General features: G+C 72.2%; 25 protein-coding genes. 17 read left to right on the top strand and 8 right to left on the bottom strand.

Annotated features, from left to right (window positions below; translation table 11 throughout):
• The first annotated feature begins 61 nt into the window (after positions 1–61).
• The 4 genes from npdG to dmpG all read left to right on the top strand — a co-directional run bounded on the left by npdG (position 62) and on the right by dmpG (position 3,684).
• Entirely contained in the window at positions 62–736 is a 675-nt protein-coding gene (gene npdG / locus BGP73_RS19630; RefSeq protein ID WP_069816765.1) for an NADPH-dependent F420 reductase, read from the top strand.
• Between the two features lie 127 nt (positions 737–863).
• The gene (gene mhpD / locus BGP73_RS19625; protein ID WP_069816763.1) at positions 864–1,673 is read left to right on the top strand and encodes a 2-keto-4-pentenoate hydratase; all 810 of its coding nucleotides are present in this window, start codon (positions 864–866) and stop codon (positions 1,671–1,673) included.
• A complete protein-coding gene (locus BGP73_RS19620; RefSeq protein ID WP_069816761.1) occupies positions 1,670–2,635 on the top strand; it encodes an acetaldehyde dehydrogenase (acetylating) in 966 nt (321 codons plus the stop codon). The genes mhpD and BGP73_RS19620 overlap by 4 nt, the downstream gene beginning before the upstream one ends.
• Positions 2,632–3,684, top strand: a complete 1,053-nt coding sequence (dmpG, locus tag BGP73_RS19615; RefSeq protein ID WP_069816759.1) for a 4-hydroxy-2-oxovalerate aldolase — start codon at positions 2,632–2,634, stop codon at positions 3,682–3,684. The genes BGP73_RS19620 and dmpG overlap by 4 nt, the downstream gene beginning before the upstream one ends.
• Positions 3,685–3,836: 152 nt before the next feature.
• Here the strand turns inward: dmpG and mshD are convergent, their stop codons facing one another.
• On the bottom strand, positions 3,837–4,766 hold the full coding sequence (gene mshD, locus BGP73_RS19610; RefSeq protein ID WP_069816757.1) for a mycothiol synthase: 930 nt from the start codon (positions 4,764–4,766) through the stop codon (positions 3,837–3,839).
• 319 nt (positions 4,767–5,085) lie between these two features.
• Between mshD and BGP73_RS19605 the strand changes: the two genes are divergently transcribed.
• Complete coding sequence (locus BGP73_RS19605; protein ID WP_069816755.1) at positions 5,086–6,948, top strand: bifunctional metallophosphatase/5'-nucleotidase; 1,863 nt, start codon at positions 5,086–5,088, stop codon at positions 6,946–6,948.
• 124 nt (positions 6,949–7,072) lie between these two features.
• Here the strand turns inward: BGP73_RS19605 and BGP73_RS19600 are convergent, their stop codons facing one another.
• From BGP73_RS19600 to BGP73_RS19585, 4 genes are all read right to left on the bottom strand, one after another.
• On the bottom strand, positions 7,073–8,062 hold the full coding sequence (locus BGP73_RS19600) for a hypothetical protein (RefSeq protein ID WP_079127695.1): 990 nt from the start codon (positions 8,060–8,062) through the stop codon (positions 7,073–7,075).
• On the bottom strand, positions 8,059–8,685 hold the full coding sequence (locus BGP73_RS19595) for a PadR family transcriptional regulator (RefSeq protein ID WP_069816753.1): 627 nt from the start codon (positions 8,683–8,685) through the stop codon (positions 8,059–8,061). The genes BGP73_RS19600 and BGP73_RS19595 overlap by 4 nt, the downstream gene beginning before the upstream one ends.
• Before the next feature lie 297 nt (positions 8,686–8,982).
• Positions 8,983–10,005 (bottom strand): LacI family DNA-binding transcriptional regulator, encoded by a 1,023-nt coding sequence (locus BGP73_RS19590; protein WP_069816751.1) that lies wholly within the window; start codon positions 10,003–10,005, stop codon positions 8,983–8,985.
• Positions 10,006–10,120: 115 nt separating this feature from the next.
• The gene (locus BGP73_RS19585; protein ID WP_069816749.1) at positions 10,121–10,885 is read right to left on the bottom strand and encodes a response regulator transcription factor; all 765 of its coding nucleotides are present in this window, start codon (positions 10,883–10,885) and stop codon (positions 10,121–10,123) included.
• A gap of 269 nt (positions 10,886–11,154) precedes the next feature.
• Between BGP73_RS19585 and BGP73_RS19580 the strand changes: the two genes are divergently transcribed.
• The 7 genes from BGP73_RS19580 (at position 11,155) to BGP73_RS19550 (ending at position 16,568) form a co-directional block, all read left to right on the top strand.
• Complete coding sequence (locus BGP73_RS19580; protein ID WP_069816887.1) at positions 11,155–12,033, top strand: alpha/beta hydrolase; 879 nt, start codon at positions 11,155–11,157, stop codon at positions 12,031–12,033.
• 89 nt (positions 12,034–12,122) lie between these two features.
• The gene (locus BGP73_RS19575) at positions 12,123–12,383 is read left to right on the top strand and encodes a MoaD/ThiS family protein (protein ID WP_069816747.1); all 261 of its coding nucleotides are present in this window, start codon (positions 12,123–12,125) and stop codon (positions 12,381–12,383) included.
• A gap of 10 nt (positions 12,384–12,393) precedes the next feature.
• Complete coding sequence (locus tag BGP73_RS19570) at positions 12,394–13,329, top strand: hypothetical protein (protein WP_069816745.1); 936 nt, start codon at positions 12,394–12,396, stop codon at positions 13,327–13,329.
• A gap of 81 nt (positions 13,330–13,410) precedes the next feature.
• Positions 13,411–14,118 (top strand): LmeA family phospholipid-binding protein, encoded by a 708-nt coding sequence (locus BGP73_RS19565; protein ID WP_069816743.1) that lies wholly within the window; start codon positions 13,411–13,413, stop codon positions 14,116–14,118.
• Between the two features lie 526 nt (positions 14,119–14,644).
• Positions 14,645–15,484, top strand: coding sequence for a sulfurtransferase (locus BGP73_RS19560; RefSeq protein ID WP_069816741.1), 840 nt, complete (start codon positions 14,645–14,647; stop codon positions 15,482–15,484).
• A gap of 28 nt (positions 15,485–15,512) precedes the next feature.
• On the top strand, positions 15,513–15,803 hold the full coding sequence (locus BGP73_RS19555) for a DUF1416 domain-containing protein (protein WP_069816740.1): 291 nt from the start codon (positions 15,513–15,515) through the stop codon (positions 15,801–15,803).
• 468 nt (positions 15,804–16,271) lie between these two features.
• Complete coding sequence (locus BGP73_RS19550; RefSeq protein WP_069816738.1) at positions 16,272–16,568, top strand: DUF3099 domain-containing protein; 297 nt, start codon at positions 16,272–16,274, stop codon at positions 16,566–16,568.
• A 60-nt stretch (positions 16,569–16,628) separates the two neighbouring features.
• On the opposite strand, the gene BGP73_RS19545 is transcribed toward BGP73_RS19550, so the two are convergent.
• Entirely contained in the window at positions 16,629–16,991 is a 363-nt protein-coding gene (locus BGP73_RS19545) for a DsrE family protein (RefSeq protein WP_069816736.1), read from the bottom strand.
• Between the two features lie 459 nt (positions 16,992–17,450).
• On the opposite strand from BGP73_RS19545, the gene BGP73_RS19540 reads away from it, so the two are divergent.
• The 3 genes from BGP73_RS19540 to ygfZ all read left to right on the top strand — a co-directional run bounded on the left by BGP73_RS19540 (position 17,451) and on the right by ygfZ (position 19,594).
• Positions 17,451–18,035, top strand: a complete 585-nt coding sequence (locus BGP73_RS19540; RefSeq protein ID WP_069816734.1) for a heme-binding beta-barrel domain-containing protein — start codon at positions 17,451–17,453, stop codon at positions 18,033–18,035.
• A gap of 74 nt (positions 18,036–18,109) precedes the next feature.
• The gene (locus tag BGP73_RS19535) at positions 18,110–18,604 is read left to right on the top strand and encodes a Fur family transcriptional regulator (protein ID WP_069816732.1); all 495 of its coding nucleotides are present in this window, start codon (positions 18,110–18,112) and stop codon (positions 18,602–18,604) included.
• Positions 18,605–18,613: 9 nt separating this feature from the next.
• Complete coding sequence (gene ygfZ / locus BGP73_RS19530) at positions 18,614–19,594, top strand: CAF17-like 4Fe-4S cluster assembly/insertion protein YgfZ (RefSeq protein ID WP_069816730.1); 981 nt, start codon at positions 18,614–18,616, stop codon at positions 19,592–19,594.
• Positions 19,595–19,652: 58 nt separating this feature from the next.
• Here ygfZ and dtd read toward each other — a convergent pair whose 3' ends face one another.
• Positions 19,653–20,078 carry a D-aminoacyl-tRNA deacylase gene (dtd, locus tag BGP73_RS19525; RefSeq protein WP_069816728.1) on the bottom strand — a complete coding sequence of 142 codons (426 nt, stop codon included), beginning with the start codon at positions 20,076–20,078 and terminating at the stop codon, positions 19,653–19,655.
• Between the two features lie 188 nt (positions 20,079–20,266).
• Between dtd and BGP73_RS19520 the strand changes: the two genes are divergently transcribed.
• Together BGP73_RS19520 and BGP73_RS19515 are read left to right on the top strand one after the other, a co-directional pair.
• Complete coding sequence (locus BGP73_RS19520; RefSeq protein WP_244501281.1) at positions 20,267–21,037, top strand: RsiG family protein; 771 nt, start codon at positions 20,267–20,269, stop codon at positions 21,035–21,037.
• A gap of 164 nt (positions 21,038–21,201) precedes the next feature.
• Positions 21,202–22,443 (top strand): GNAT family N-acetyltransferase, encoded by a 1,242-nt coding sequence (locus BGP73_RS19515; RefSeq protein WP_069816726.1) that lies wholly within the window; start codon positions 21,202–21,204, stop codon positions 22,441–22,443.
• Positions 22,444–22,611: 168 nt separating this feature from the next.
• Here the strand turns inward: BGP73_RS19515 and BGP73_RS19510 are convergent, their stop codons facing one another.
• A complete protein-coding gene (locus BGP73_RS19510) occupies positions 22,612–23,373 on the bottom strand; it encodes an ATP-grasp domain-containing protein (protein ID WP_069816725.1) in 762 nt (253 codons plus the stop codon).
• Between the last annotated feature and the right edge of the window lie 281 nt (positions 23,374–23,654).

Below are 23,654 nucleotides of genomic sequence, written 5' to 3'. Positions count from 1 at the left end.
TCCGTCTCCCCCCCCCCGAGGAACACCCCCATCCGCATCCCCTGATCCGTGAGGAGCCAGCATGACCAGCTACAAGATCGCCGTCATCGGCGGCACCGGCCCCCAGGGCAAGGGCCTGGCCTACCGGTTCGCCCGGGCCGGTCACACGGTCGTTCTCGGCTCCCGGTCCGCCGAGCGCGCGGAGCAGGCGGCGACCGAGATCCTGCGCCGGGCCGGCGACACCGCCCCCGTCAGCGGGGTGGACAACGCCACCGCCGCCGAGTCCGCGGACGTCGTGCTGCTCGCGGTGCCCTACGACGGTCATGCCGCCCTGGTGGAATCGCTCCGCCCCCGGCTGGCCGGCAAGACGCTGGTCAGCTGTGTGAACCCGCTCGGCTTCGACCGGCGCGGCCCCTATGGTCTGGACGTCCCCGACGGCAGCGCGGCCGAGGAGGCGCAGCGGATCGTCCCCGAGGCCCGGCTGGTGGGTGCCTTCCATCACCTCTCCGCGCCGAGCCTGTGGAACCAGGCCGGGCTGCTCGACCACGAAGACGTACTGGTCTGCGGGGACGACACCGAGGCCAAGGCGGTGGTCGTCGAACTGGCACGCGCGGTCACCGGCCGCCCCGGCGTCGACGCCGGCGCCCTGCGGCTGGCCCGTCAGCTGGAGCCGCTCACCGCCGTGCTGATCAGCGTCAACAAGCGCTACAAAGTCCGCTCCGGCATCCGCGTAGCCGGCCTCGGGCCCAAGGAATGACCGCCGTCACGACGCGCCCGCACCGGCCGTTCCGAATTCTCCCAACCGCTTCACCCGTCCCCCCGCCGGAGGTAACCCGTATGTCCGTTCCGTACCGCAGCCTGACCGCCCGGGGAGTGAGGCGGCCATGAGCGACCGTGACTCCACCGCCGTGACAAAGGCGGCAGCCGCCCTGGCGGAGGCCGCCCGGACCGGCGTGCCGTGCCCCCCGGTGGCTCCGCTCCTGTCCGCGGCGGACACCGATGCCGCCTACGCCGTGCAGCGGCTCAACATCCGGCAGGGCGTGGCCGCCGGGCGCCGGATCGTCGGCCGCAAGATCGGGCTGACCTCTCCGGCAGTGCAGCGCCAACTCGGCGTGGACCAGCCGGACTTCGGAGCGCTGTTCGCGGACATGGCCGTGGCCGAGGGCGATGTGGTGCCCGCCGGGCGACTCCTGCAACCCAAGGTGGAGGCCGAGGTCGCGCTGGTTCTCGGCAGCGACCTGCCGCACGACCAGTGCACCGTCGTCGACGTCATCCGCGCGGCCGACTTCGCGCTTCCCGCCCTGGAGATCGTCGACAGCCGGGTGCGGGACTGGGACATCACCATCGCCGACACCATCGCCGACAACGCCTCAAGTGGCCTGTTCGTGCTGGGCGGTCAGCCCGTGCCGCTGACCGGACTCAACCTCCGTACCGTCCGGATGACCATGCTCCGCAACGGTGAGGCGGTCTCCGAGGGCACCGGTGCCGACTGCCTCGGCAGCCCCCTCAACGCGGCCGCCTGGCTGGCCTCGACCCTCGCGGGGATGGGGGACCCGCTGCGGGCGGGGGACCTCGTTCTGACCGGAGCCCTGGGGCCGATGGTGACCGTCACCCCGGGTGATGCTTTCGAAGCCCGTATCTCGAACCTGGGTTCCGTCCGGGTCGCCTTCGAGGCGGAAGGAGAGAACGAATGAGTAGTGAGACGACCCCCCGGACCAAGGTGGCGATCATCGGGTCGGGGAACATCGGCACCGACCTGATGATCAAGGTGCTGCGGCTGTCGGAGAGTCTGGAGGTCGCGGCCCTGGCCGGCATCGATCCGGCCTCCGACGGCCTGGCCCGCGCCCGCCGCCTGAAGGTGGCCACCACCCACGAGGGCGTCGACGGCCTGGTGCGGATGGACGAGTTCGCCGACGTGCGGATCGTCTTCGACGCCACCTCCGCCGGCGCCCACCAGCGCCACGAGACGGTGCTCCGCCCACTCGGCCGCACCCTGGTCGACCTCACCCCGGCCGCCCTGGGCCCCTACGTGGTGCCGCCGGTCAACGGCGACGCCCACCTCGGAGCGCCGAACGTCAACATGGTCACCTGCGGTGGTCAGGCCACCATCCCCGTCGTCGCCGCGGTCAACGCCGTCACCCCGGTCCACTACGGCGAGATCATCGCCTCCATCGCCTCCCGTTCGGCCGGCCCCGGCACCCGGGCGAACATCGACGAGTTCACCGAGACCACCCGGGCCGCCATCGAGCAGGTCGGGGGCGCCGCCCGCGGCAAGGCGATCATCATCCTCAACCCCGCCGAGCCCCCGCTGATCATGCGGGACACCGTGCACTGCCTGGTCTCCGACTGCGACACCGAGGCCATCACGGCCTCCGTCGAGCGGATGGTCGGCCGCGTCCAGGCCTACGTGCCCGGTTACCGGCTCAAACAGAAGGTGCAGTTCCACCGGGTGGCGACGGACGACCCGCTGCGCTCCCTGCTGCCGACCGGGGCCACCGGCGGCGAGGCGCTGAGAGTCTCGGTCTTCCTCGAGGTCGAGGGGGCCGCCCACTACCTGCCGGCCTACGCCGGAAACCTCGACATCATGACCTCGGCCGCGCTGCGCACCGCGGAGCACATGGCCGCCCACCGCGCCGGCGAAGGGGCCGCCCGATGAGTACGACCGACACCGACAGGGCCGCCACCCCGACCGCCCTGTACATCCAGGACGTCACCCTGCGAGACGGTATGCACGCCATCCGCCACCGCTACACCGTCGAACAGGCCCGCACCATCGCCGCGGCGCTGGACGCCGCCGGCGTCTCCGCGATCGAGATCGCCCACGGCGACGGCCTGTCCGGCTCCAGCATCAACTACGGTATCGGCGCCCACACCGACTGGGAGTGGATCGAAGCCGTCGTGGACGCCACCCGGCACGCGGTCCCGACCACGCTGCTGCTGCCCGGCATCGGCACCCTCCACGACCTCAAGCGGGCCTACGAGTTGGGCATCCGCTCGGTGCGCGTCGCCACCCACTGCACGGAGGCGGACATCTCCGCCCAGCACATCGCCGCCGCCCGCGAGATGGGCATGGACGTCGCCGGCTTCCTGATGATGTCCCACATGGCCGAGGCCGAGGAACTCGCGCGTCAGGCCAAGCTCATGGAGTCCTACGGCGCGAACTGCCTCTACGTCACCGACTCCGGCGGCCGGCTGACCATGGACGGCGTGCGGGACCGCTTCCGCGCCTACCGCGAAGTCCTCGATCCACGCACCGAGCTGGGCATCCACGCGCACCACAACCTCGCCCTGGGCGTGGCCAACTCCGTCGTCGCCGTGGAGAACGGTTGCACCCGCGTCGACGCCTCGCTGGCCGGCCAGGGGGCGGGCGCCGGCAACTGCCCGCTGGAGGCCTTCGTCGCCGTCGCGGACCTGATGGGCTGGGAGCACGGCTGCGAGCTGTTCCCGCTCATGGACGCCGCCGACGACCTCGTCCGCCCGCTGCAGGACCGGGAGGTCCGGGTGGACCGGGAAACCCTCAGCCTGGGCTACGCGGGGGTGTACTCCAGCTTCCTGCGCCACGCCGAGGCCGCCGCCGAGCACTACGGCCTGGACACCCGCAGCATCCTCGTCGAGGTCGGCCGCCGCGGCATGGTGGGCGGCCAAGAGGACATGATCACCGACATCGCCCTGGACCTCGTGGCCCGTGCGGAGAGCGCGGGGTGACCTGCCGAACGGGTTCCGACCCGAGTGACGGCCCGGTGCCTCAGCGCACCGGGCCGTCCGCGGAACAGCGGGCCGCTCGACTTCTTTCAGGCGGCTCTCCGGCCGGACCGGCGGCGTCGGTACCGAGTCCGGCATCAGAACGGTGACCCCCGTCAGGACTCCGTGCGGAACATCAGGTCCGTCTCGTGGGTGGTGAAGCCGAGGCCCTCGTACACCTTCACCGCCGGGGCGTTGTCGGCGTCGACGTACAGCATGGCGGTGGGCAGCCCGCGGGAGGCCAGGTGGCGCAGGCCGATGGCGGTGAGCGCCTTGCCGAGGCCCCCGCCCTGCGCCTGCGGGTCGACACCGAGGACGTACACCTCGCCCAGCCCCTCCCCCGCGTGGACCTTGGTCCAGTGGAAGCCGACCAGCCGGCCGTCCTCCCGCACCGCTAGGAAGAAACCCAGCGGGTCGAACCAGGGCTCGGCTTTGCGGGCGTCCAGGTCCTGCTGGGTGAGCGAGCCCTGTTCGGGGTGGTGGGCGAAGGCCGCGGCGTTGGCGGCCAGCCAGGCCTCGTCGTCCTCACCGGGCCGGAAGGTACGCACCGTCACCCCCTCGGGCAGCCTCGGCTCGTCCAGTTCCAGACCGGCCAGCGGGCGGCGCATCTGCCGGAGTTCCCGGAAGAGCGTCATGCCCAGCACCTGCGCCAGATGCCGGGCGGCGGGCCCGCCGCCGTGCGCCCAGACCCGCAGCCGCCGGTCGGTCTCCCGGAGCAACGCCTGGGCCAGCGCCCGGCCGTGGCCGCGGCCCCGGTGGGCGGGGTGGACCAGGAGCTCCGCGGACGGAGCCTCCACCGGGTCGGTCCCGTCGATCTGCGCGTAGCCGATGAGGGTGCCGTCCGCCGCCCGCAGCAGCAGGTGGCGGACGCCCTCCCGGGCTCCGCCGGCCAGCAGCAGCCGGCCCTGTTCGGAGACGGCTTCCCGGCCGTCCGTCCGGGCGCCCTCCGCGATGAGCTGCACTACCTCCCGCACCACGTCGGGTGCCGGTTCCCGTAGGACATCGATCGCGCGCCCCATGCCCGTCCGCTCCACTGCGTCGCTCATACCGTCGAGCCTACGACGCGCCGGGGGACGGACGGATCAACCCGGCTCGACTTTCCCCCGGCTGTTCGCCCCGGACCCGAACTCTTCCGGCGCCGTTCCCCCGTACGTCATTATCACGCCCGACCGCTGACACCTACGCGCGTCAACTGTAGGCTGCCGGAGCTCAGGGCTCCCCAGCTGACCGCTGGGGAACGTGGTGTGCCGGGCGACCACTCCGTGCGGAGCCCCTCATCGTCACGTACCGCTGTTCTGCGGTGCGGTTCGCCCGCCGGAGCGCGGGAGTTCGCGGCGGCCACCAGCGTCACCAAAAGGGGAAGATATGCCAGCGAAACCTCAACGGCGCCGTTTCGCACGCCGGTTGACAGCCGGTGCGGCCGTGCTCGCCGCCGCCGGAGTGCTGTCGGCCGCCGTGCCGGCCGGCGCCACCGGCGGGCACTCCGCCGGTAGCCACCACGGCCACGGGCACGGGCACGGGAAGGGCCACGGCAAGGGCCAGGGCCCCACGGTCGACGTGCAGTTGCTCTCGTTCAACGACTTCCACGGCAATCTCGAACCGCCCACCGGATCCTCCGGCCAGGTGACCGTGGAGCACCCGGACGGGACCAGCGAGCAGGTCGACGCCGGTGGTGTGGAGTACCTGGCCTCGTCGCTGCGGAAGGCCCGCAAGGGCCACGACTACAGCATCACCGCGGCGGCGGGCGACCTCATCGGCGCCAGCCCGCTGGTCTCGGGGCTGTTCCACGACGAGCCGACCATCGAGGCGATGAACAAGCTCCGTCTCGACGTCACCAGCGTGGGCAACCACGAGTTCGACGAGGGGCGCGCGGAGCTGGAGCGCATCCAGCGGGGCGGCTGCCACCCGGAGGACGGCTGCTTCGAGAAGGGCAAGGTCTTCGGCGGCGCCGACTTCCCGTACCTCGCGGCCAACGTCACCGACGAGAAGACCGGAAAGCCGATCCTCAAGCCGTACACCGTCTGGAAGCACAAGGGCGTCAAGATCGGCTTCATCGGTGTGACGTTGGAGGGCACCCCCGACATCGTCACCGCCGAGGGGGTCAAGGGCCTCAAGTTCCACAACGAGGTCAAGACGATCAACAAGTACGCCAAGGAGTTGGAGCGGCAGGGCGTTAGGTCCGTCGTGGCGCTGATCCACGAGGGCGGCGAACCGGTCAGCGGCGCGTACAACTACGACTGCGACAGCCCGGGCCCCGGCGACGGCATCTCCGGCCCGATCGTGGACATCGCCAAGAACGTCGACTCCCGGGTCGACGCGCTGGTCACCGGCCACACCCACCAGGCGTACACCTGCACCATCCCGGACCCCTCGGGCAAGCCGCGCACGGTCACCTCGGCGTCCTCCTTCGGCAAGCTCTACACCGACACCACGCTCACCTACGACCGCCGCACCAAGGACATCGTGCGGACCTCGGTCGCCTCGGCCGGCGGCCGGACGGCGAACCACGTGGTGCGCCGGGACCAGCCCGCGGCGCGGGACATGACCGCTCTCATCAAGCGGTGGAACGACCTGGCCGCGCCGATCGCCAACGAGGCCGTCGGCTACATCTCGGACGACATCCCCGGCCGCGGGGCGACGACCCCGGAGTCCCCGCTGGGTGACCTGATCAGTGACGCGCAGTTGGCGGCTATGGCACCGGAGGACAAGGGCGGTGCGGAGATCGCGCTGATGAACCCGGGCGGTATCCGCTCCGACCTGTCGTACCCGGCATCCGGTGGCGAGGGCGACGGCGTGGTGACCTACGGCGAGGCCTTCACGGTGCAGCCGTTCACCAACATGATGACCGCCATCGACCTGACCGGAGAGCAGCTGATCACCGCGCTGCGGCAGCAGGTGAGCGGCGGCAACGAGGAGTCTCCGAAGATCCTCCAGGTCTCGGAGGGCTTCAGCTACACGCTCGACATGACGAAGTCCGGCGCGGATCGGATCGTCGTCGACTCGGTGCGGTTGAACGGTGAGCCGATCGACCCGAGCCGGACCTACCGGGTCGCGATGAACGAGTTCCTCTCCGGTGGCGGCGACGGTTTCACCGTGCTGGCGGAGGGCGGTAACAAGCTGGTCGGCGCCTCCGACCTGGACGCGTTCAACGCCTACCTGACCGAGAACTCCTCGGCCGACTCCCCGCTGGCCCCGCCGAAGGCGGACCGGATCACGGTCGTCGAGTAGGCGCGGACCGCCGAGTAGGCGCGCCCCGCTCACGGCCGCGGATCGGCCGGTGAGCGGGGCGCTGTCGCGTCAGGCTGCGCCGGAGCGGGAGGCGTGGGGTGCCGGGCCGAACCGCGGCCCCTCGTCAGACGCTGAACTCCTCGACGAGCGTCCACATGGTCTCGAAGGCGGGTTTGGGCGCGTAGTCGTCGGTGGTGAGACCGAACTGGTGGAACAGCCCCGGGTTCGAGCTGTCGGAGTCCCGTAGCGAGAAGTGCGTGTAGCCGCTCAGTCCCAGCCGCCTCGCATGAGCCGCGACGGTCCGGACCACGGTCTCGACCACATCGGCCTGGCGGTCGGCGGGTCGGTCCGGTCCGGTGGGCCAGCCGTGCTCGGTGATGTGCAGCGGCAGGTGCCCCAGGCCCGCCGGGGTCAGCAACGCGTCCCGGTGGTGCCGTAGCAGCCCCTCGACCGCCGGTGCCAGTTCGGCGGCGGCGACGGGCTGGAAGACGTCGGGGAAGAAGTCCAGGCCCACGTAGTCCAGGTCGCCGATGAACTCCTCCCCGCCCCGGCCGGTGAGTTCGGCGACGAACGAGGCGGCCGGTCCGAACAGCGGCGTGGTGTTGAACCCGACCCGCAGGTGTCCGTGTCCCAGTTCTCGGGCCCGCGCCTTGGCCGCGGCCACACCTCGGACGATCGCCTCCCGCACCGCCGGGTAATAGCCGTCCAGCACGGGGTTCGACGCGACGTTCGGCTCCTCCGCCACCTGCAGGGTGCTGGTGACCGCGCCGTACTGCTCGACCAGCTCGCGCAGGAAGTCGCAGTAGCCGTCGACATCCGCGGCGGCGGACCGGTACTGCGCCACCAGGTCCAGTCTCCGCCCCCGCACGGCGTACTGGTCCGCGGCGGTGGGCGTCTCGGTCAGGTGCGGCTCGCCGAGCCGGGTGGTGTCGTCGAAGCCGAGGTAGGCGCGTACCAGGAAGGGGCGACCTGCTCGGCCCTGGAGACGGTCGAGCACGCTCGCCACCCGGGTCGGGTCGTCGGGCGGACCGCTGGTGAGTCCGCCGGCGTCGTCCCCGCAGACTCCACCGGGGTATATCCCGAAGAGCAGGCCGTCATGGGTTGTCGCTGTCATGCCTTGGAGTCCTCTCCGTCCAGGGACATGGGAGACCCGGGGGTCGCCGAGGAGGCGGCCGGCCAGGTGAGGGAGCCGGTGCGGATGTCCTCGACGACGGCGTCGATCCAGGCCGTCTCGGCACGATCCAGGCTGAGCGCGTACTCGGCTTCGATGACGTGGAGGCGGGTCACACCGGCCGCCAGGGCGTCCGCGAGCCGCTTCTCATCGGCCGCCATGCGCTCCCGGAGACGTCGGGAGCGCTCCGTCAACGCCTCCTCCGCTCCGCTCGGCCCGAGGGCACCGAGGTAGGTGACGGCTCCGAGGAACTGCGCGAACTCCCGCCGGGGGTTCCGGATCTGCGAGTCGAGTCGTCGTACGAGCTCCTCATGGCCCGATTCCGTGAGGGCGTAGACCGTCCTTTCCGGGCGGTTGCCCGAACGCTGCTGGCCCTGCGAGGCGATCCAGCCGGCTTCGGCCAGGGCGGCGACGGTGTTGTAGAGCGTGCCCCGGTTGATCGCGGAGGCGTGGTTGTCGCTGCGTTTTCGCAGCTCGTACAGGATCTGATGGGGATGCGAGCTCTGCTCCAGCAGCAGGCCCAGCACCGCGAGAACGATCGGGTTGTCAAGAGCGCGGCGTGGCATGATCGAACTCTATCAGTCTAAATAGACTAACCAACCGCCATCGATCGGGCCCTTCCGCCAACTCCCTTTGGCACGCAGCGAGATCGATCGACCTGGACCCGGCCACCCGGCGCCGCCGGCTTCCAGGCGGCGCCTGTCGACCCATTCGGTGGGGGTCGGCGATCGACGGACGCGGAACGACCCCAGGAACGCGGAATGACGGACCACGGGCCCACGGCAACCAGCGGCGCCGTCAGGGAAACCCGCCCGGTCTACCGAGCAGGCTGCCCGGGTCCGACGCCCCGGAGACGCTGATTCTCAGGCGCAGCCGCAGGAGCGGCGTACCACGAGTCGGGACGGGAACTGCTTGAGCCGCTCCTGCCGGGGGCCGGGCACCCGGAGTCCGTCGTCGAGGACCAGCCCCACCGCGGCGTCCGCCATCGCCCGCCGGTCCGAGGCGACGGTGGTCAGCGGCGGGTCGGTGAGCGCCGCTTCCTTCACATCGTCGAAACCGGCCACGGCCAACTCCCCGGGCACGTCGATCCGCAGCTCCCGCGCCGCCCGCAGCACCCCGATGGCCTGGTCGTCGGTGGCGCAGATGATGGCCGGCGGCCGGTCCGGGCCGGCGAGCAGCTCCAACGCGACCTGGTAGGACTCGTAGCGGTTGTAGAGCGACTGGAACAGCCGGCCCTCGGTGGAACGGCCGGCCTCGTGCATGGCCCGCCGCCAACCCTCGATGTGGTCGGTGACCGGGTCGCCGATCACGGGCGTCGACTCGACACCGCCCAGGCAGGCCACGTAGGGGTGACCGTGCTCCAGCAGGTGCCGGGTCGCCAACTGGGCGCCGCCCACGTCGTCGGTGACGACCGCCATGTCGTCGATCGCGTCCGGCCGCCGGTGCATCAGCACCAGCCGGGCGTCCCAGGCCTCGATCTCGGCCGCCGCGTGCTCGCTCGGCCCCTGGCTGATGAGGATCAGCCCGGAGACCCGCATACCGAGGAACGCTCGCAGATAGTGGACTTCGCGTTCGTCCCGGTAGTCGGAGTTGCCGACCAGCACCATCTTCCCGCGGTCGGCGGCGGCCTGTTCCACGGCATGGGCCATCTCCGCGAAGAAGGGCTGCCGCGCGTCCGGGAGGATCAGGCCTATGAGGTCGGTACGTCGGCTGGCCATCGCCTGCGCGACCCGGTCCGGCCGGTAGCCGAGCTCCTTGATCGCGTTGAGCACCCGCTCACGGGTGGCCGGTGCGACCGGTCTCGGTCCGTTGTTGATGACGTAGCTCACCACGGCGGTGGATGTACCCGCCAACCTCGCTACGTCGTCCCGCGTCACCTTGGCCACAGTGCGTAGTCTACGCGGGATGACGTGGGCGATCGCAGGGCGCATGGCGGCGCGGGGCCAAAGCCCCCACACACCTCTCCAACACCTCCACACACCCGCCGCTCAGCCTCCACCCTCAACTCCCCCAGCCCGCTCGGACGTCCGCGGCCACCGGCGCGGCGGCGCCCGCCCCCCGCGGCGCGGTGGTCCGCTCGGCCCGCTCCGGCAGTACGAAGCGGTAGCCGACGTTGCGGACGGTCCCGATCAGCGACTCGTGCTCCGGCCCGAGTTTCGCGCGCAGCCGCCGCACATGGACGTCCACCGTGCGGGTGCCGCCGAAGTAGTCGTACCCCCAGACGTCCTGCAGGAGCTGGGCCCGGGTGAAGACCCGGCCGGGGTGCTGGGCCAGGTACCTGAGCAGCTCGAACTCCTTGAAGGTGAGATCGAGCACCCTGCCGGCGAGCTTCGCGCTGTACGCCGCCTCGTTGATCGCGAGGTCTCCGCCGCGGATCTCGTCCGGCAGGTCCTCGGCCGCCAGTCGCCGCCGCCCGGTCACCAGCCGGATCCTCGCCTCCACCTCCGCCGGACCCGCGGTGTCCAGCAGGACGTCGTCCACTCCCCAGTCCGCGTGGACGGCGGCCAGTCCGCCCTCCGTCACGATCAGGAGCAGCGGGGCGTCCAGCCCGGTGGTGCGCAGCAGCCGGCACAGCGAACGCACCCGGGGCAGGTCCTGCCGCCCGTCGACGAGGACCACCTCCGCCGTCGGGGCGTGCACCAGGGCCGCGCCCTCGACCGGCGCCACCCTGGCCTCGTGCAGCAGCAGGTCCAGGGCCGGGAGCACCTCTCCGGGCGTGCGGGGCTGGTCGGCGGGGGTGTCCGTGAGGAGCAGCAGGGTGCTCATCGTCCGCTGGCCATGACCGTCGGTCCCTCCTCGCCCGCGAAGGCCCAGCGCCGCGCACACGGGCGGTGCCCGGTGCCGCGTCGGGCACCGGAAGCACGAAAGGACCCGGGGGCGGCGCTGCCCGGATCCTCCCGGTCACAATAACGCACGTGTCCTCCCAGTCAGCCGGCGAATCCGGCCGTTTCCCCCACTCAGCCGCCCAGCCCGCCCAGCCCGCCCGGCCTCCGAAGCAACCGGGGCGACCGGGCGGAGGCGGGACGCGTGCTGCCCTGCTGACCGACGACGGAGTGCGGATCGAGGCTCTCCACCAGCCCAGGACCGGGGCTGGTGGAGAGACCGCCCAACCGGGCGAGGGCCCGGCGATCGTGGTCGCGCACGGTTTCACCGGCTCGCTCGACCGGCCGGCGGTCCGGCGGGTGGCGGCGGTGCTCCGGCGGCACGCGGCGGTCGTCACCTTCTCCTTCCGCGGCCACGGCCGCTCCGGTGGACGCTCCACCGTCGGCGACCGCGAGGTGCTCGACCTGGCCTCGGCGGTCCGCTGGGCGCGGTCGCTCGGCCACCGGAGGGTGGCCACGATCGGCTTCTCAATGGGCGGCTCGGTGGTGCTGCGGCACGCCGCGCTCCACCGGCCGGGCGGGCCGGACCGCCCCACCGCCGCGACCCCGCTCGGCCCCCGTGCGACCGGCTGCACCGTGCCGCACCGCGACCGGCTGCCGGCGTACTCCGACGCGGTGGTCTCGGTGAGCGCCCCGGCCCGCTGGTACTACCGCGGCACCGCACCGATGCGGCGGGTGCACTGGGTGATCACCCGGCCCGCGGGCCGGGTGGTGGGCCGCTACGGGCTCCGCACCCGGATCCACACCGAGGACTGGGACCCGGTGCCGTTGCCGCCGGTGGCGGCCGTGCCGCTGATCGCCCCGACCCCACTGCTGATCGTCCACGGCGACCAGGACCGGTATTTCCCGCTGGACCATCCGCTCTCCCTGGCCGAAGCCGCGGCGGGGGCGGCCGACCTCTGGATCGAGCGCGGCCTGGGTCACGCGGAGAACGCGGTCGACGACCGGCTGCTGACCCGGATCGCCGGTTGGCTGGCCGAAAGCTCGCCGGGGCCGGGGCAGCGGCACAACGCACCGCGAAACACGTCATGATGGGGGCGGCGTCCGCCGGGCGCCGCCGAAGAACCCCGACCCCTCGCCAGAACGGATCCGGCACGAACCCGCGACGACAGGAGTCACCCATGGCAGCGACAGCAGGCACCATCCGGTACTGGGCGGCGGCCAAGGCCGCAGCGCGGACCGCCGAAGAGCCCTACGAGGCGGGCACGCTCGCCGAAGCTCTGGAGGCGGCCCGGCAGCGGCACACCGCCGAGTTCGCCCGGGTGCTGGTCCGCTGCTCCTTCCTGGTGGACGGCGACCCGGTCGGCAGCCGGAGCCACGACTCGGTCGAACTGACCCCGGGCGGAACGGTCGAGGTGCTCCCACCATTCGCCGGAGGGTGACCCCCCGCACATGACCGACCAGTCTCAGAACCCGTACCTCCGCCCGGAGCCGGACGGCCCCGGCCGGCCGGGCACGCCGACCGGACCGCTCGCGCCGACGGCGACCGCCCCGGACGCCGCCTCGGCGGGCAGCCCGGCCCCACCGGCTCCCGAGCCGTCGCCCGCACCGCCGAACCCGCTGACGGCGGCCCAGCGGGCGCGCGCCGAGGGCCGCTCGCCGATCATCGCCCCCGGCCTGCAGCCGGCGCTGCTGACCGTCGTCCTCGCCGGGCTGGTCGCGCTCGCCGCACCGCTCCCCCGCCCGCTGGCCGCCGTTCCGGTCGTGCTGCTCCAGGCGGTGACGGCGGCCGGCTGGTACCGGCTGAACGGCATGTGGCCGGCCCGGCAGGGCATCGCCCTGGCCTTCGCCGGGGGCGTCGTCGCGGACGTCGGGCTGCTCGCGGTCGACCGGTCCCACGCCCCCACCGTGGCGCTGGGCACCCTGGGTGTCTGGTGCCTGCTGGTGCTGGTGCTCCAGCTGCGGAACCGCAGCTCGGCCGACGAGCGGCTGTACGCGCTCACCGCCGGGGTCGCCGCCGCCGCGGTCACCGTACTGGCCGCGGGTCATCTGGCCGCCGCCGCGGAGTCGTCCGACCTGGTGGTCGCCGGGGCGGTCGCGGTGGCCGCCGCCGTGCTCGTCCGCGCGCTGCCGCTGCCGGCTCCGCTCTCCCCGGTCCTCGCGTTGGCCGTCGCCGCTGGCGCGGGTCTGGGAGTGGGACGGCTCCTCGCCCTGAACGACCTCACCGGCACCGTGACCGGTCTCACAGCCGGGCTCTGCGCGCTCATCGGGCTGCGCGTGGCGAGTTACGACTACCCCTCTCGTTTCGTGCATATGACGGCCGGTGTCGCGCTGCCGCTCACCATGGCGGGCCCCATCGTCTACGTACTGAGTCGAACAATCGCCTGACCGTCCGGTTAAGCTCGCCAGGGGGCACGGGGCTCAAGGACAACCCTTCAGTACATGTGATCGACATGGGGGAACGGACCGATGCGGGCATTGCGAATAATCCTCATCCTCGTCGTAGTGCTCGGCGGGCTCTTCGTCGCTGCCGACCGCCTCGCGGTCAATCTCGCGGAGAAGAAGGCAGCGGAGAAGATCCAGAGCAGCCAGGGCCTTCCCGGCACCCCCAAGGTGTCGATCAAGGGATTCCCCTTTCTGACCCAGGTGATCAGCAAGAAGTTCGGTGAGGTCGACCTGGAGCTCGACGGCATAGAGCACGAGGCGGCCGGCCACACGATCCGGGTCAGCTCGCTGTCGGCCCGGCTGTCGGATGTGCGCATCGGCGGGGACTTCTCCTCCGCCACCGCCGAGCGGGCCACCGGTACCGCGCTGATCGGCTACGACGACCTGACCAAGGCCGCCGACGAGAACGTCACCCTCGGCTACGGCGGCAAGAACAAGGACGGCAAGGGCCAGGTCAAGGTGACCGCGAACGTGCCGCTGCCGCTCGGTCAGTCCTTCGAGCACAGCGTGGTGAGCACCGTCTCGGTCAGCGGCAGTCACACCGTGCGGCTGCGCGCCGTGGCCATCCCGGCCAGCCAGATCCCGGGGCTGGAGGACATGGTCCGGGAGAAGATCGACATGGACAGCAAGATCGGCGGCCTCCCCGAGGAGCTGTCGCTGGAGAGCGTCAACGCGACGAAGGACGGCATAGAGCTGACCGTCAGCGGCAAGGGCGTCAAGCTCGCCGGCTGACCTCGCCGGTCGCCCGCCCGAGCGGCGGGGCGCCGCCCGAAACCGGGCGGCGCCCCGCCGCTTGCGCGTCCCGCCCCGGTAAGGCCGGATCCCGCCCCCCGTTTCGGCATACGGACAGCCGAGGAAGAGAGCCTCCGGAACCGCCCGCACCGGCGGCCGGTGCGGGCCGCCCAGGCCCCGCCACCCCACCACCTATCTCATTATTCGACCATTCGTGTCTCAACATTCGACATGCCGGTGACATGCCGGGCTCAGCTCCTTACGATCGGGGATATGAAGCGACAGGCGGATCTCACAGAGCGGCGGGCAGTAGACCTGTGCCGTATGGCCGCCATGCTCTGTCGCCCTGTCTGAGCCGGAGTTCCCCACTCCGCTTCCCCCCGCCCGCGCCCCCTCGCAGGGGCCGTCCCGCCCAGCGCGTCCGACCGGGCCCCGGCGCCACAGCGAACCGAGCCTCAGCCGAACGCTGCCCGTCGACGCACCCCCGCGCGTACCGCGCACCCGCACCTGCCCCGGAGGAGAGAGCATGAGCCGCAGTGACGTCCTGGTGGACGCCGACTGGGTCGAGGCCCACATCGACGACCCCAAGGTGGTCATCGTGGAGGTGGACGAGGACACCTCGGCCTACGACAAGAACCACATCAAGAACGCGGTGCGGATCGACTGGCGCCAGGACCTCCAGGACCCGGTCCGCCGCGACTTCGTCGACCGGGAGGGCTTCGAGAAGCTGATGTCCGCCCGGGGCATCGCCAACGACGACACCGTCGTCCTCTACGGCGGCAACAACAACTGGTTCGCCGCCTACGCCTACTGGTACTTCAAGCTCTACGGCCACCAGGACGTACGGCTGCTGGACGGCGGCCGCAAGAAGTGGGAGCTGGACTCCCGCGACCTCGTCGAGGAGGTCCCCACCCGTCCGGCGACGGAGTACCGGGCCCAGGAGCAGGACCTCTCCATCCGGGCCTTCCGGGACGACGCGGTGGCCGCGATCGGCAAGCTCAACCTGGTCGACGTACGCTCCCCCGACGAGTTCAGCGGCAAGCTGAACGCCCCGGCGCACCTCCCGCAGGAGCAGGCGCAGCGTTCCGGGCACATCCCCACCGCCCGCAACATCCCGTGGTCGAAGAACGCCAACGACGACGGCACCTTCAAGAGCCAGGAGGAGCTGCGGGCGCTCTACGAGGCCGAGGGCGTCGACCTGTCGACGGACACCGTCGCCTACTGCCGCATCGGGGAGCGCTCCGCGCTCTCCTGGTTCGTGCTCCACGAGCTGCTCGGCCAGCCGAACGTCAAGAACTACGACGGTTCCTGGACGGAGTACGGCTCCCTGGTGGGCGTGCCGATCGCGCTCGGCCCCGCCGACTGACCCAAACCACCGAAGCCGGAGGAAGAACATGTGTGGAGCGACGGTCGGCGGCCCGGATCTCACGGGCGTCGATGTCACCCGGCAGACGATCATCCAGGGCTCCGTGGTCCGCGACGGCGAGCCGGTCTCCGGCTACGTGCGGCTGCTGGACGGCGGCGGCGAGTTCACGGCCGAGGTCCCGACCTCGGCCACCGGACAGTTCCGCTTCTTCGCGGCGCCGGGCACCTGGACGCTCCGGGCCCTGGTGCCCGGGGCGACCGTGGACCGCACGGTCGTCGCCCAGCGCGGCTCGGCGGCGGACGTCACCATCAGCCTCTGACCACGGACACGATCGAACCCACCCGGGCCCCAGCCGACGCTGGGGCCCGGCCCCGTTCCGGAGCACCAGGTCCCCGCAGCCCTTCGCCACCCCACCGAGCCACCGCGACAGCCGAAACCACCACAGGCCGCCAGCATCGGACGGTGCGCGACGACGGACGGGAGGGGGCGGGGCCGGAGCGGGCGGGGGTGCCGGGACGGCGCCGGATATTTGCGGGGCCAACCCACCCGCACCCGAATACACACCCGCACAGCCCCGTAAATAGCCGGTCACGGCACCCCCACCCGCGCAGGCCACGACCCCGCACCACCCACCGGCACGCCACCCACCGCACGCCCCCCGAGCCGGCAGCCCCACCGAGCCGGCAAGGCCCGCCCCCACCCACCACCAAGACCACCGGCACCCGCAGCACCCACCGATCGGCCCGCCCACACTGAAGTCCCACCCCACCGGACGTAGCCTGAGGGCATGTACCGGCGACGACGCCGTCGCGTCTACCTGGCCATGATGCTGACGTGCCTGGCGCTGTTCATCCTGGCCTGGGCCGGGGTGCGCATGTGGTCGCTTCCCGGCGCCATCGGCATGTGCCTGTTCGCGATGCTCATCCCACCGGTGGCGGTGATCATCGGAAATCGCCGGGCACCGGGCGAGCGCTGGTGGGACGAGCCCGAACCGCCGAAGCCTCCCGACTGGCAGCGGCGGGAGGAGCTGAGGCGCGAACAGCATGAGGAGCGGCTCCGGCGGAAGCGCCGTCGAGACCGCTGACCGCACGACCGGCCAGCGGACGGGCGACGTCCACCGGCGCGCCGTGACCGGCCGGGTGGGTCAGTAGACGAGCGCCTGCGCCCCGTCCGCCATCGCCTCGCTGACGAACACCTGCGCACCGGCGATCCGGACGCCGTCCAGGATCTCCTTCTCCGTGATGTCCCGGCGTGCCGCGCACTGGGTGCACAACGTCACCTGCCCGCCGGCGAGCACGGCGTCGAGCAGGTCGGGCAGCGGCGGGGCGTGCGGGAGCTCGAACTCCGCCGCTCGGCCCGGGAGCGCGAACCAGGAGGACTCCCCGGTCAGCCAGAGCGACACCTCGACCCCGCTCGCGACAGCCACCGAGGCCACCGTGAACGCCTGGGAGCAGCGCTCCGGCGCGTCGGCGCCCGCCGTAACCTTGATCACCAGCTTCTTCGCCATACCCGCCACCCTAAGCGCTGACCACCTCGGAGGCGGCCACCGCGGCCGGTGGCCGGCCGCGCGCGGACGTACGGTGACGGGCTGGAGCCCCCGCCCGCCGTTCGGAGCGCCTCACCCCGGCACCGGAAGAGCCCGGTGCACCCGGGTGCGGCGCGCCCGTCCGTCCGTCCGCGGGCGCACCACCGACGGCGCCATGCGCTGACCCGTCGGGGAGCACGGGCACCCCTTAGACTCGAACCCGGTCCCCCTGACTCCGCCGTCCCGAGGAGCCGCCCGTGCTTGAGGCATTCTTCACCACCCTGCTCACGCTGGTCTGCCTCGGTGTCGTCGCCTTCACGGTGCTGGCCGTCAAGAGGCTCTACCAGGGTCAGCGCTGACCGCCCGAGGGGGCGCTCGCCACCCCGACCGCCCCGATCCCGTCCTCTTCCCCTTTTCCCTTCCCACAGATCGTCTGAGCTCATGATCGAGATTCCGTCCGACCTCCACCCGGACCTCGTCCCCATCGCCTTCCTCCTCGGCAACTGGGAGGGGGCCGGTGTCTACGCCCCCCTCGTCGAGGACGAGGACTCCCCCGGCGGGAAGAAGTGCAACTTCGGCCAGGAGGTGAGCTTCAGCCACGACGGCCGCGACTTCCTGGAGTACGTCTCCCACACCTGGGAGCTGGACGCCGAGGGTCAGAAGGTCCGCCCGCTGGAGTCGGAGAGCGGCTTCTGGCGGGTGGGCAAGGACCGCGAGGTCGAGGTCGTCATGGTCAGGAACGACGGCGTGGTGGAGGTCTGGTACGGCCGGCTGGCCGACCAGAAGCCCCAGATCGACCTGGTGACCGACGCGGTCGCCCGCACCGCCGCGGCCGGCCCGTACACCGGCGGCAAGCGGCTCTACGGCTACGTCAACAGCGACCTGATGTGGGTCGGTGAGAAGGCCACGCCGGAGATCGAGCTGCGCCCCTACATGTCGGCCCACCTGCGGAAGGTGGTCGACCTGCGCGAGCTGGCCAAGGACCTGACGGACCTCCCGGACGACGGGATCGCCTTCTTCAAGTGAGCCCGCCGCGCTCGGTCGGGGAGGGGCGGCGGGCGTCCGGACCGCTCCGCCGCCGGACTGCCTACACTGGTGGCGTGGTGACCACCGACTGGCAGACGGACCTCCGACGGCGCGGCTACCGGCTGACGCCGCAACGGCAACTCGTGCTGGAAGCAGTGGACAAGCTCGAGCACGCGACACCGGACGACATCCTCAACGAGGTGCGCCGCACCGCCGGCAGCGTCAACATCTCCACCGTCTACCGCACGCTGGAGCTGCTGGAGGAGCTGGGCCTGGTGAGCCACGCCCACCTCGGCCACGGCGCGCCCACGTACCACCTGGCGGCCCGCCACCACCACCTGCACCTGGTGTGCCGGGACTGCGGGGAGGTCATCGAAGCGGACGCCTCGGTGGCCACCGACTTCACCGAGCAGCTCCGGCAGACCTTCGGTTTCGACACCGACCTCAAGCACTTCGCCATCTACGGCCGGTGCGGCGACTGCACCGCGGCGGCCGAGGCCGCCGACAGCGCGAAGTCCGGGAGCTCGCCCGGCCAACACCCCACGGAAGAGTCAGCCGGTCGGCCGTAGGCTGGGGTCATGCAGTCATCCCAGTTCCAGAGCCCCCTGCTGTCGCTCCCCGGCGCGGTACCCGCCGAGGCCCCGGACGAGGGAGTCGCCGGCCACTACAGCGATCTGTTCCGCGAGCAGCGCGCACTCGCCGAAGGCGACGGTTTCGTGGACCTCTCACACCGGGGTGTCATCGCGGTCGGTGGCGAGGACCGGCTCAGCTGGCTGCACCTGCTGATCACCCAGCACATGAGCGAGCTGCCCGCCGGGCAGGCCACGGAGGCCCTGGTCCTCTCCGCGAACGGCCACATCGAGCACGCGCTCTACCTGGTGGACGACGGCGAGACCACCTGGGCGCACGTCGAGCCCGGCACCCAGGGCGCGCTGATCTCCTACCTGGAGAGCATGAAGTTCTTCTACCGGGTCGAGGTGCGGGACGCCACCGAGGACCTCGCCGTCGTCCACCTCCCGGCCGGCTCGATCGTCGAGACGCCGCCGGGTGTGGTCGTCCGCGAGACCGCACACGGCCGGGACGTGTTCCTGCCGCGGGGCGGTCTGGAGGCGTTCGCCGCCGACCACGGCCCGGCGATCGGCGTCCTGGCGCTGGAGGCGCTCCGAGTGGAGGCCCGTCGCCCGCGGTTCGGTCTGGAGACCGACCACCGGACGATCCCGCACGAGCTGGGCTGGATCGGTACCGCGGTGCACCTCCAGAAGGGCTGCTACCGGGGCCAGGAGACGGTCGCCCGGGTCCACAACCTGGGGAAGCCGCCGCGCCGGCTGGTCTTCCTCCACCTGGACGGCAGCGAGGTGAAGCTGCCGGGCCACGGCGCGCCGCTGCGGCTGGCGGCGGACGGCGCCGGTGGCCGCCAGCTCGGTTTCGTCACCACATCGGCCCGCCACCACGAGCTGGGGCCGATCGCCCTGGCGCTGGTGAAGCGGAACGTCCCCCTCGATGCGCAGTTGCTGGCCGACGACACCGCGGCCGCTCAGGAAGTGGTCGTCGAACCCTGACCGCCGAAGCGGCGGGCGGTCCGGCGTCCCGGTCGGCGCCCGCCCGGCCGTCAGCCGGTCAGACCTCCAGCAGGACCGTGAACGGCCCGTCGTTGGTGAGCGATACCTGCATCGACGCTCCGAACCGGCCGCTCTCCACCCGAGCGCCCAACTCCCGCAGCCGGGCCACCACCTCGTCGACCAGCGGCTCGGCGACCTCCCCCGGGGCGGCCGCGTTCCAGGTCGGCCGCCGTCCCTTGCGCGCGTCCCCGTACAAGGTGAACTGGGAGACGACCAGCAACGGTGCGTCCAGGTCGGAGCAGGACTTCTCGTCCCGCAGGATCCGCACCGACCACAGCTTTCGGGCCAACTGGGCGGCCTTCTCCGGCGTGTCCTGGTGGGTCACCCCGACCAGCACGCACAGGCCCTCGCCCTCGATCTTCCCGACGACCTCGCCGTCGACCGAGACGCTCGCACCGCTCACTCTCTGTACCACCGCACGCATACGACCATCATGCCCTGCCGCCATCCGGGTCCGATCGCGGGCGCTTCCTGTGCACGTGCGGCACCCGCAGTGGCACGATGCATCCATACGGTGCGCTCGTCGGCGAAACCGACCCGCGCCGGACGAAGGGGATACGCATGAGCAGATCCGGCCCCCGGCACCAGCCCGGCCCCGCACCAAAGGCCCGTATGACGACCAGCAGCACGCCGTTGACCACGCCCACCGACACCCCGGCCGCCTCCGCCGGCCACTTCGGCTGGCCACGCACCAAGGATGGGTCCTTGCTCGACCAGGCCGCCCCCCTGCCACCGCGCCCGCCGCTCCAGCGGTCGGGTCCGCTGACCGCGCCCCAGTGGCAGGAGCTCGCCGGCCTGGGCCTCCCGGAGTTGCGGGCGCTGCGTCGGGAGGCCCAGCGCGAAGAGGCCGACCTCAGCTATCTCCGGCGGCTCTTCCAGGGGCGGATCGACATCCTCCAGGCGGAACTGGCCGGCCGGGCACACCCCGCGGCGGGCGGCACGGCCGTCCCCGCTCCCACCCAAGCGGAGACGGGGTGGCCCGCACCGGTCCCCGGCGCCCAGCCGGTGGAGGGCTCCCCCACCGAACGGCGGGAGGAGGCCGAGGGCAGAGCGGGAGACCGACTCGTCGTCGAACAGCTCTCCGAGATCCTGGCCGACGAGCCGTCCCGGGTCCGGTCCTCAGCCCGGCACGTCACGATGGGCACGCCGCGCGGGGAGGAGTACCGGCAGCTGGCCCAGGAGATGCTCGCCGAGGTCGCGCTCTCCGACCCCAAGGCCCTTACGGACGGGGAACTGCGGGCCGCGATGGACCGGCTCGGCGGCTACGAGCGGCAGGTCTCCCGCCACCGCCAACGCCTCCAGCGGACCGCGGACGACTGCAGCGCGGAGATCGCCCGCCGCTACCGGGAGGGCGAGGCCCGGATCGACGACCTCCTCGGCTGACCGGCCCCCCGCACGCCCACGCCCGGCCGATCCCAGGGGCTTCCCGGCCCGGCTCCGCTCCGCTGGGGCGCTCGGCAGGGCCGCCACCGTCGACGCCCCCGATAGGCGTCGAGCACTGAGAAATCCGGGCGACACCGGCCCGGACGAGCGCTTAGCGTGACCGTATGAGTCTCGAGGTCCGCAACATCACCGAGGCCGACCTGCACGAATGGGTCCGGGCGGTGAACACCGGGTTCCTCCGGCCGCCGGAGGCCCTGGCGGAGCAGGTGGAGCAGCAGCGGCCGCAGCTGGAGCCCGAACGCACCCTGGGCGCCTTCGACTCCGGGCACTGCGTCGGCACCTACCGCAGTTTCACCCAGCGGCTCACCGTCCCCGGCGGCGGCCAGGTGACGAGCGACGCCGTCAGCAGCGTGACGGTCTCCCCCACACACCGGCGGCGCGGACTTCTCAGCCGGATGCTCGCCGCCGACCAGGCACGCGCCAAGGATCGCGGCGACCTTCTGTCGACCCTCATCGCCGCCGAGTACCGGATCTACGGCCGCCACGGTTTCGGACCGGCCACCCAGATCACCGAGTGGCGGGTGGACACCCTGCGGTCGGGTCTGGACCCGCGCTGGTCGGGGCCGGAGGACGGAGGCCGGGTCGAGCTGGTGGACGGGGCCGACGTCCGCCGGCTGGGGCCCGAGCTGCATGAGCGGCTGCGGTCCCGGCGGCACGGCCTCATCGACCGGTCCGAACGCTTCTGGCGCCTCATGACCGGGGACCTGCGGCGTCCCCACATCCCCTGGAAGGAAGCGTTCTACGCCGTCTACCGCTCCGCCGAGGGCCGGGTGGACGGTCTCGTCTCCTACACCACGGACGACGAGTGGGAAGGCAAGATGCCGAGGGTCACCGCCAGGGTGCGCGACTTCCTGGCGGACTCGCCGGCCGCCGAGCGCGCCCTGTGGCACTTCCTCCTCTCCATCGACTGGGTGACCCGGGTGGAGTCCGGCCGCCGGGCGCCGGACGACCTGCTGCCGCTACTGCTGCCCGATCCCCGGGCCGCGCGGGTCACCACCGACAGCGACTACCTGTGGGTCCGGCTGCTGGACGTGCCGGGCGCGTTGGAGGCCCGAAGCTACCGCGCCGCCGGCTCGCTCGTCCTCGACGTGCACGATCCCTCCGGCTACGCGGCGGGCCGTTTCCGGCTGGACGCCGGCCCCGAGGGCGCCAGTTGCACGTCCACCACCTCGGCGGCGGATCTCGCCCTGTCGGCCTCCGATCTGGCCGCGCTCTACCTGGGCGACGAGTCGGCGCTGCGGCTGGCTGCGCTGGGCCGGGTCTCCGAGGAGCGAGCGGGCGCGGCGGCGCGGGCGGACCTGCTCCTCCGCACCGCGCGCCGCCCCTGGTGCCCCGACATGTTCTGAGGTCCGCTCAACCGAGAGCCCGCCTTCCGCAGCGGCCCCGGCCCGGCCTCGGACAGTCGTCACCGCGCCCAGGACAGCAGCGCCACCGCCCCTGCCGGAAGACCCGCGTCGGCCCCCGCACTTGAGCTGCCCTCGGGTCCCTGGCGCGGGCGCGTAGGAGGCGCCGCGTCAGCTGGCCTCCGGCGAGGCGGCCGAGCCCAGGACCACGTCCAGGGCGTCCTCCGGGGCGCAGGCGTACAGATGGCTGAACCAGCCCATGTTGGCCTCGACCACTCCCCAGCGAGGCTCTCCGGCTCCGTCCGGCAGGATCAGGCCGATGTCGAGGACGCAGGCCCTGGGCAGCCCGGGGGTAGGGTCCCGCAGCAGCACGTCGGCGAACTCCAGCAGGGAGAAGCGCTCGGGGCAGTCGGCGAGGGGCGCCGGGTCCAGTCGGCCGAAGGTCGCGTAGCGCGCGGCCGTCCGCACCTCCCCGTCGAGCACGAAGAGCCGGAACTCGGACGCGAACGTCACGATGTCGCTGACCTGCACCAGGGTCTCCGGTGGAAGGTCGGTCGGGAGGAAACCGCCGTTGGGGTATATCTCCGCGGCGAAGAGCTTCTCCGAGGGTGGTTTGCCGAAGAACGGTTCGTGGAGGTCTCGGGCGTGCTCCAGGTAGAGCAGGCGGATGGAGCGACCGGTGAGGTGCGGCGGAAGCATCGCCAGCCATTCGGCGGTCGGCTGGAGCAGTCGTATCCCCAGCTGCGGGGCGACGGCCTCGGCGAACAGCGGCCCGCCGTAGAGGTGCGCCGGCCGGAGGTCCCGCAGCCCTTGGGGCACCACCCGGCCCGGCAACTGCTCGACCAGCAGGCCGCGCGCCTCCGCGGCCTGCGCCAGGAGCAGCCCGGTGGAGGTGTGCTGCGGGGTGAGGACCAGCAGTCCGGGGGCGCTCATCAGGGTTCCTCCGTGGGTGCTCCGCCGTTCACGGCGGAGTGGGGGTACCTCCCGCTCACGAGGCGGGGACGATCCGCCGGGAGCGCAGCGACCGCGACACCCGCTCTTCGGTACTGACGGTGTGGCAGCAGGCCGGAGAGCCGGCCCGCCCGGGCGGGGTGGCGTCCGTGCCGCTGCGGTGGTGCCTTCGTCTCCGGGCGGCGTTCGCCCCCGCCCGGGACGCGGGCGCGGCGAAGAACCTGCCGGCCGCTGAACGGGCGGTGACAGCCTGTGGAGCTGGC

The sequence above is a fragment of the Streptomyces sp. TP-A0874 genome, from assembly GCF_001748085.1.
Taxonomy (GTDB): Bacteria; Actinomycetota; Actinomycetes; order Streptomycetales; family Streptomycetaceae; genus Streptomyces.
This window is presented reverse-complemented; position numbering and strand designations above follow the sequence as displayed.

What these genes read in the sequence shown, in the direction of transcription:
- npdG (WP_069816765.1), top strand. Translation starts at nt 62, where the DNA reads ATGACCAGCTACAAGATCGCCGTCATCGGCGGCACCGGCCCCCAGGGC.
- mhpD (WP_069816763.1), top strand. Translation starts at nt 864, where the DNA reads ATGAGCGACCGTGACTCCACCGCCGTGACAAAGGCGGCAGCCGCCCTG.
- BGP73_RS19620 (WP_069816761.1), top strand. Translation starts at nt 1,670, where the DNA reads ATGAGTAGTGAGACGACCCCCCGGACCAAGGTGGCGATCATCGGGTCG.
- dmpG (WP_069816759.1), top strand. Translation starts at nt 2,632, where the DNA reads ATGAGTACGACCGACACCGACAGGGCCGCCACCCCGACCGCCCTGTAC.
- mshD (WP_069816757.1), bottom strand. Translation starts at nt 4,766, where the DNA reads ATGAGCGACGCAGTGGAGCGGACGGGCATGGGGCGCGCGATCGATGTC.
- BGP73_RS19605 (WP_069816755.1), top strand. Translation starts at nt 5,086, where the DNA reads ATGCCAGCGAAACCTCAACGGCGCCGTTTCGCACGCCGGTTGACAGCC.
- BGP73_RS19600 (WP_079127695.1), bottom strand. Translation starts at nt 8,062, where the DNA reads ATGACAGCGACAACCCATGACGGCCTGCTCTTCGGGATATACCCCGGT.
- BGP73_RS19595 (WP_069816753.1), bottom strand. Translation starts at nt 8,685, where the DNA reads ATGCCACGCCGCGCTCTTGACAACCCGATCGTTCTCGCGGTGCTGGGC.
- BGP73_RS19585 (WP_069816749.1), bottom strand. Translation starts at nt 10,885, where the DNA reads ATGAGCACCCTGCTGCTCCTCACGGACACCCCCGCCGACCAGCCCCGC.
- BGP73_RS19575 (WP_069816747.1), top strand. Translation starts at nt 12,123, where the DNA reads ATGGCAGCGACAGCAGGCACCATCCGGTACTGGGCGGCGGCCAAGGCC.
- BGP73_RS19570 (WP_069816745.1), top strand. Translation starts at nt 12,394, where the DNA reads ATGACCGACCAGTCTCAGAACCCGTACCTCCGCCCGGAGCCGGACGGC.
- BGP73_RS19565 (WP_069816743.1), top strand. Translation starts at nt 13,411, where the DNA reads ATGCGGGCATTGCGAATAATCCTCATCCTCGTCGTAGTGCTCGGCGGG.
- BGP73_RS19560 (WP_069816741.1), top strand. Translation starts at nt 14,645, where the DNA reads ATGAGCCGCAGTGACGTCCTGGTGGACGCCGACTGGGTCGAGGCCCAC.
- BGP73_RS19555 (WP_069816740.1), top strand. Translation starts at nt 15,513, where the DNA reads ATGTGTGGAGCGACGGTCGGCGGCCCGGATCTCACGGGCGTCGATGTC.
- BGP73_RS19550 (WP_069816738.1), top strand. Translation starts at nt 16,272, where the DNA reads ATGTACCGGCGACGACGCCGTCGCGTCTACCTGGCCATGATGCTGACG.
- BGP73_RS19545 (WP_069816736.1), bottom strand. Translation starts at nt 16,991, where the DNA reads ATGGCGAAGAAGCTGGTGATCAAGGTTACGGCGGGCGCCGACGCGCCG.
- BGP73_RS19540 (WP_069816734.1), top strand. Translation starts at nt 17,451, where the DNA reads ATGATCGAGATTCCGTCCGACCTCCACCCGGACCTCGTCCCCATCGCC.
- ygfZ (WP_069816730.1), top strand. Translation starts at nt 18,614, where the DNA reads ATGCAGTCATCCCAGTTCCAGAGCCCCCTGCTGTCGCTCCCCGGCGCG.
- dtd (WP_069816728.1), bottom strand. Translation starts at nt 20,078, where the DNA reads ATGCGTGCGGTGGTACAGAGAGTGAGCGGTGCGAGCGTCTCGGTCGAC.
- BGP73_RS19520 (WP_244501281.1), top strand. Translation starts at nt 20,267, where the DNA reads ATGACGACCAGCAGCACGCCGTTGACCACGCCCACCGACACCCCGGCC.
- BGP73_RS19515 (WP_069816726.1), top strand. Translation starts at nt 21,202, where the DNA reads ATGAGTCTCGAGGTCCGCAACATCACCGAGGCCGACCTGCACGAATGG.
- BGP73_RS19510 (WP_069816725.1), bottom strand. Translation starts at nt 23,373, where the DNA reads ATGAGCGCCCCCGGACTGCTGGTCCTCACCCCGCAGCACACCTCCACC.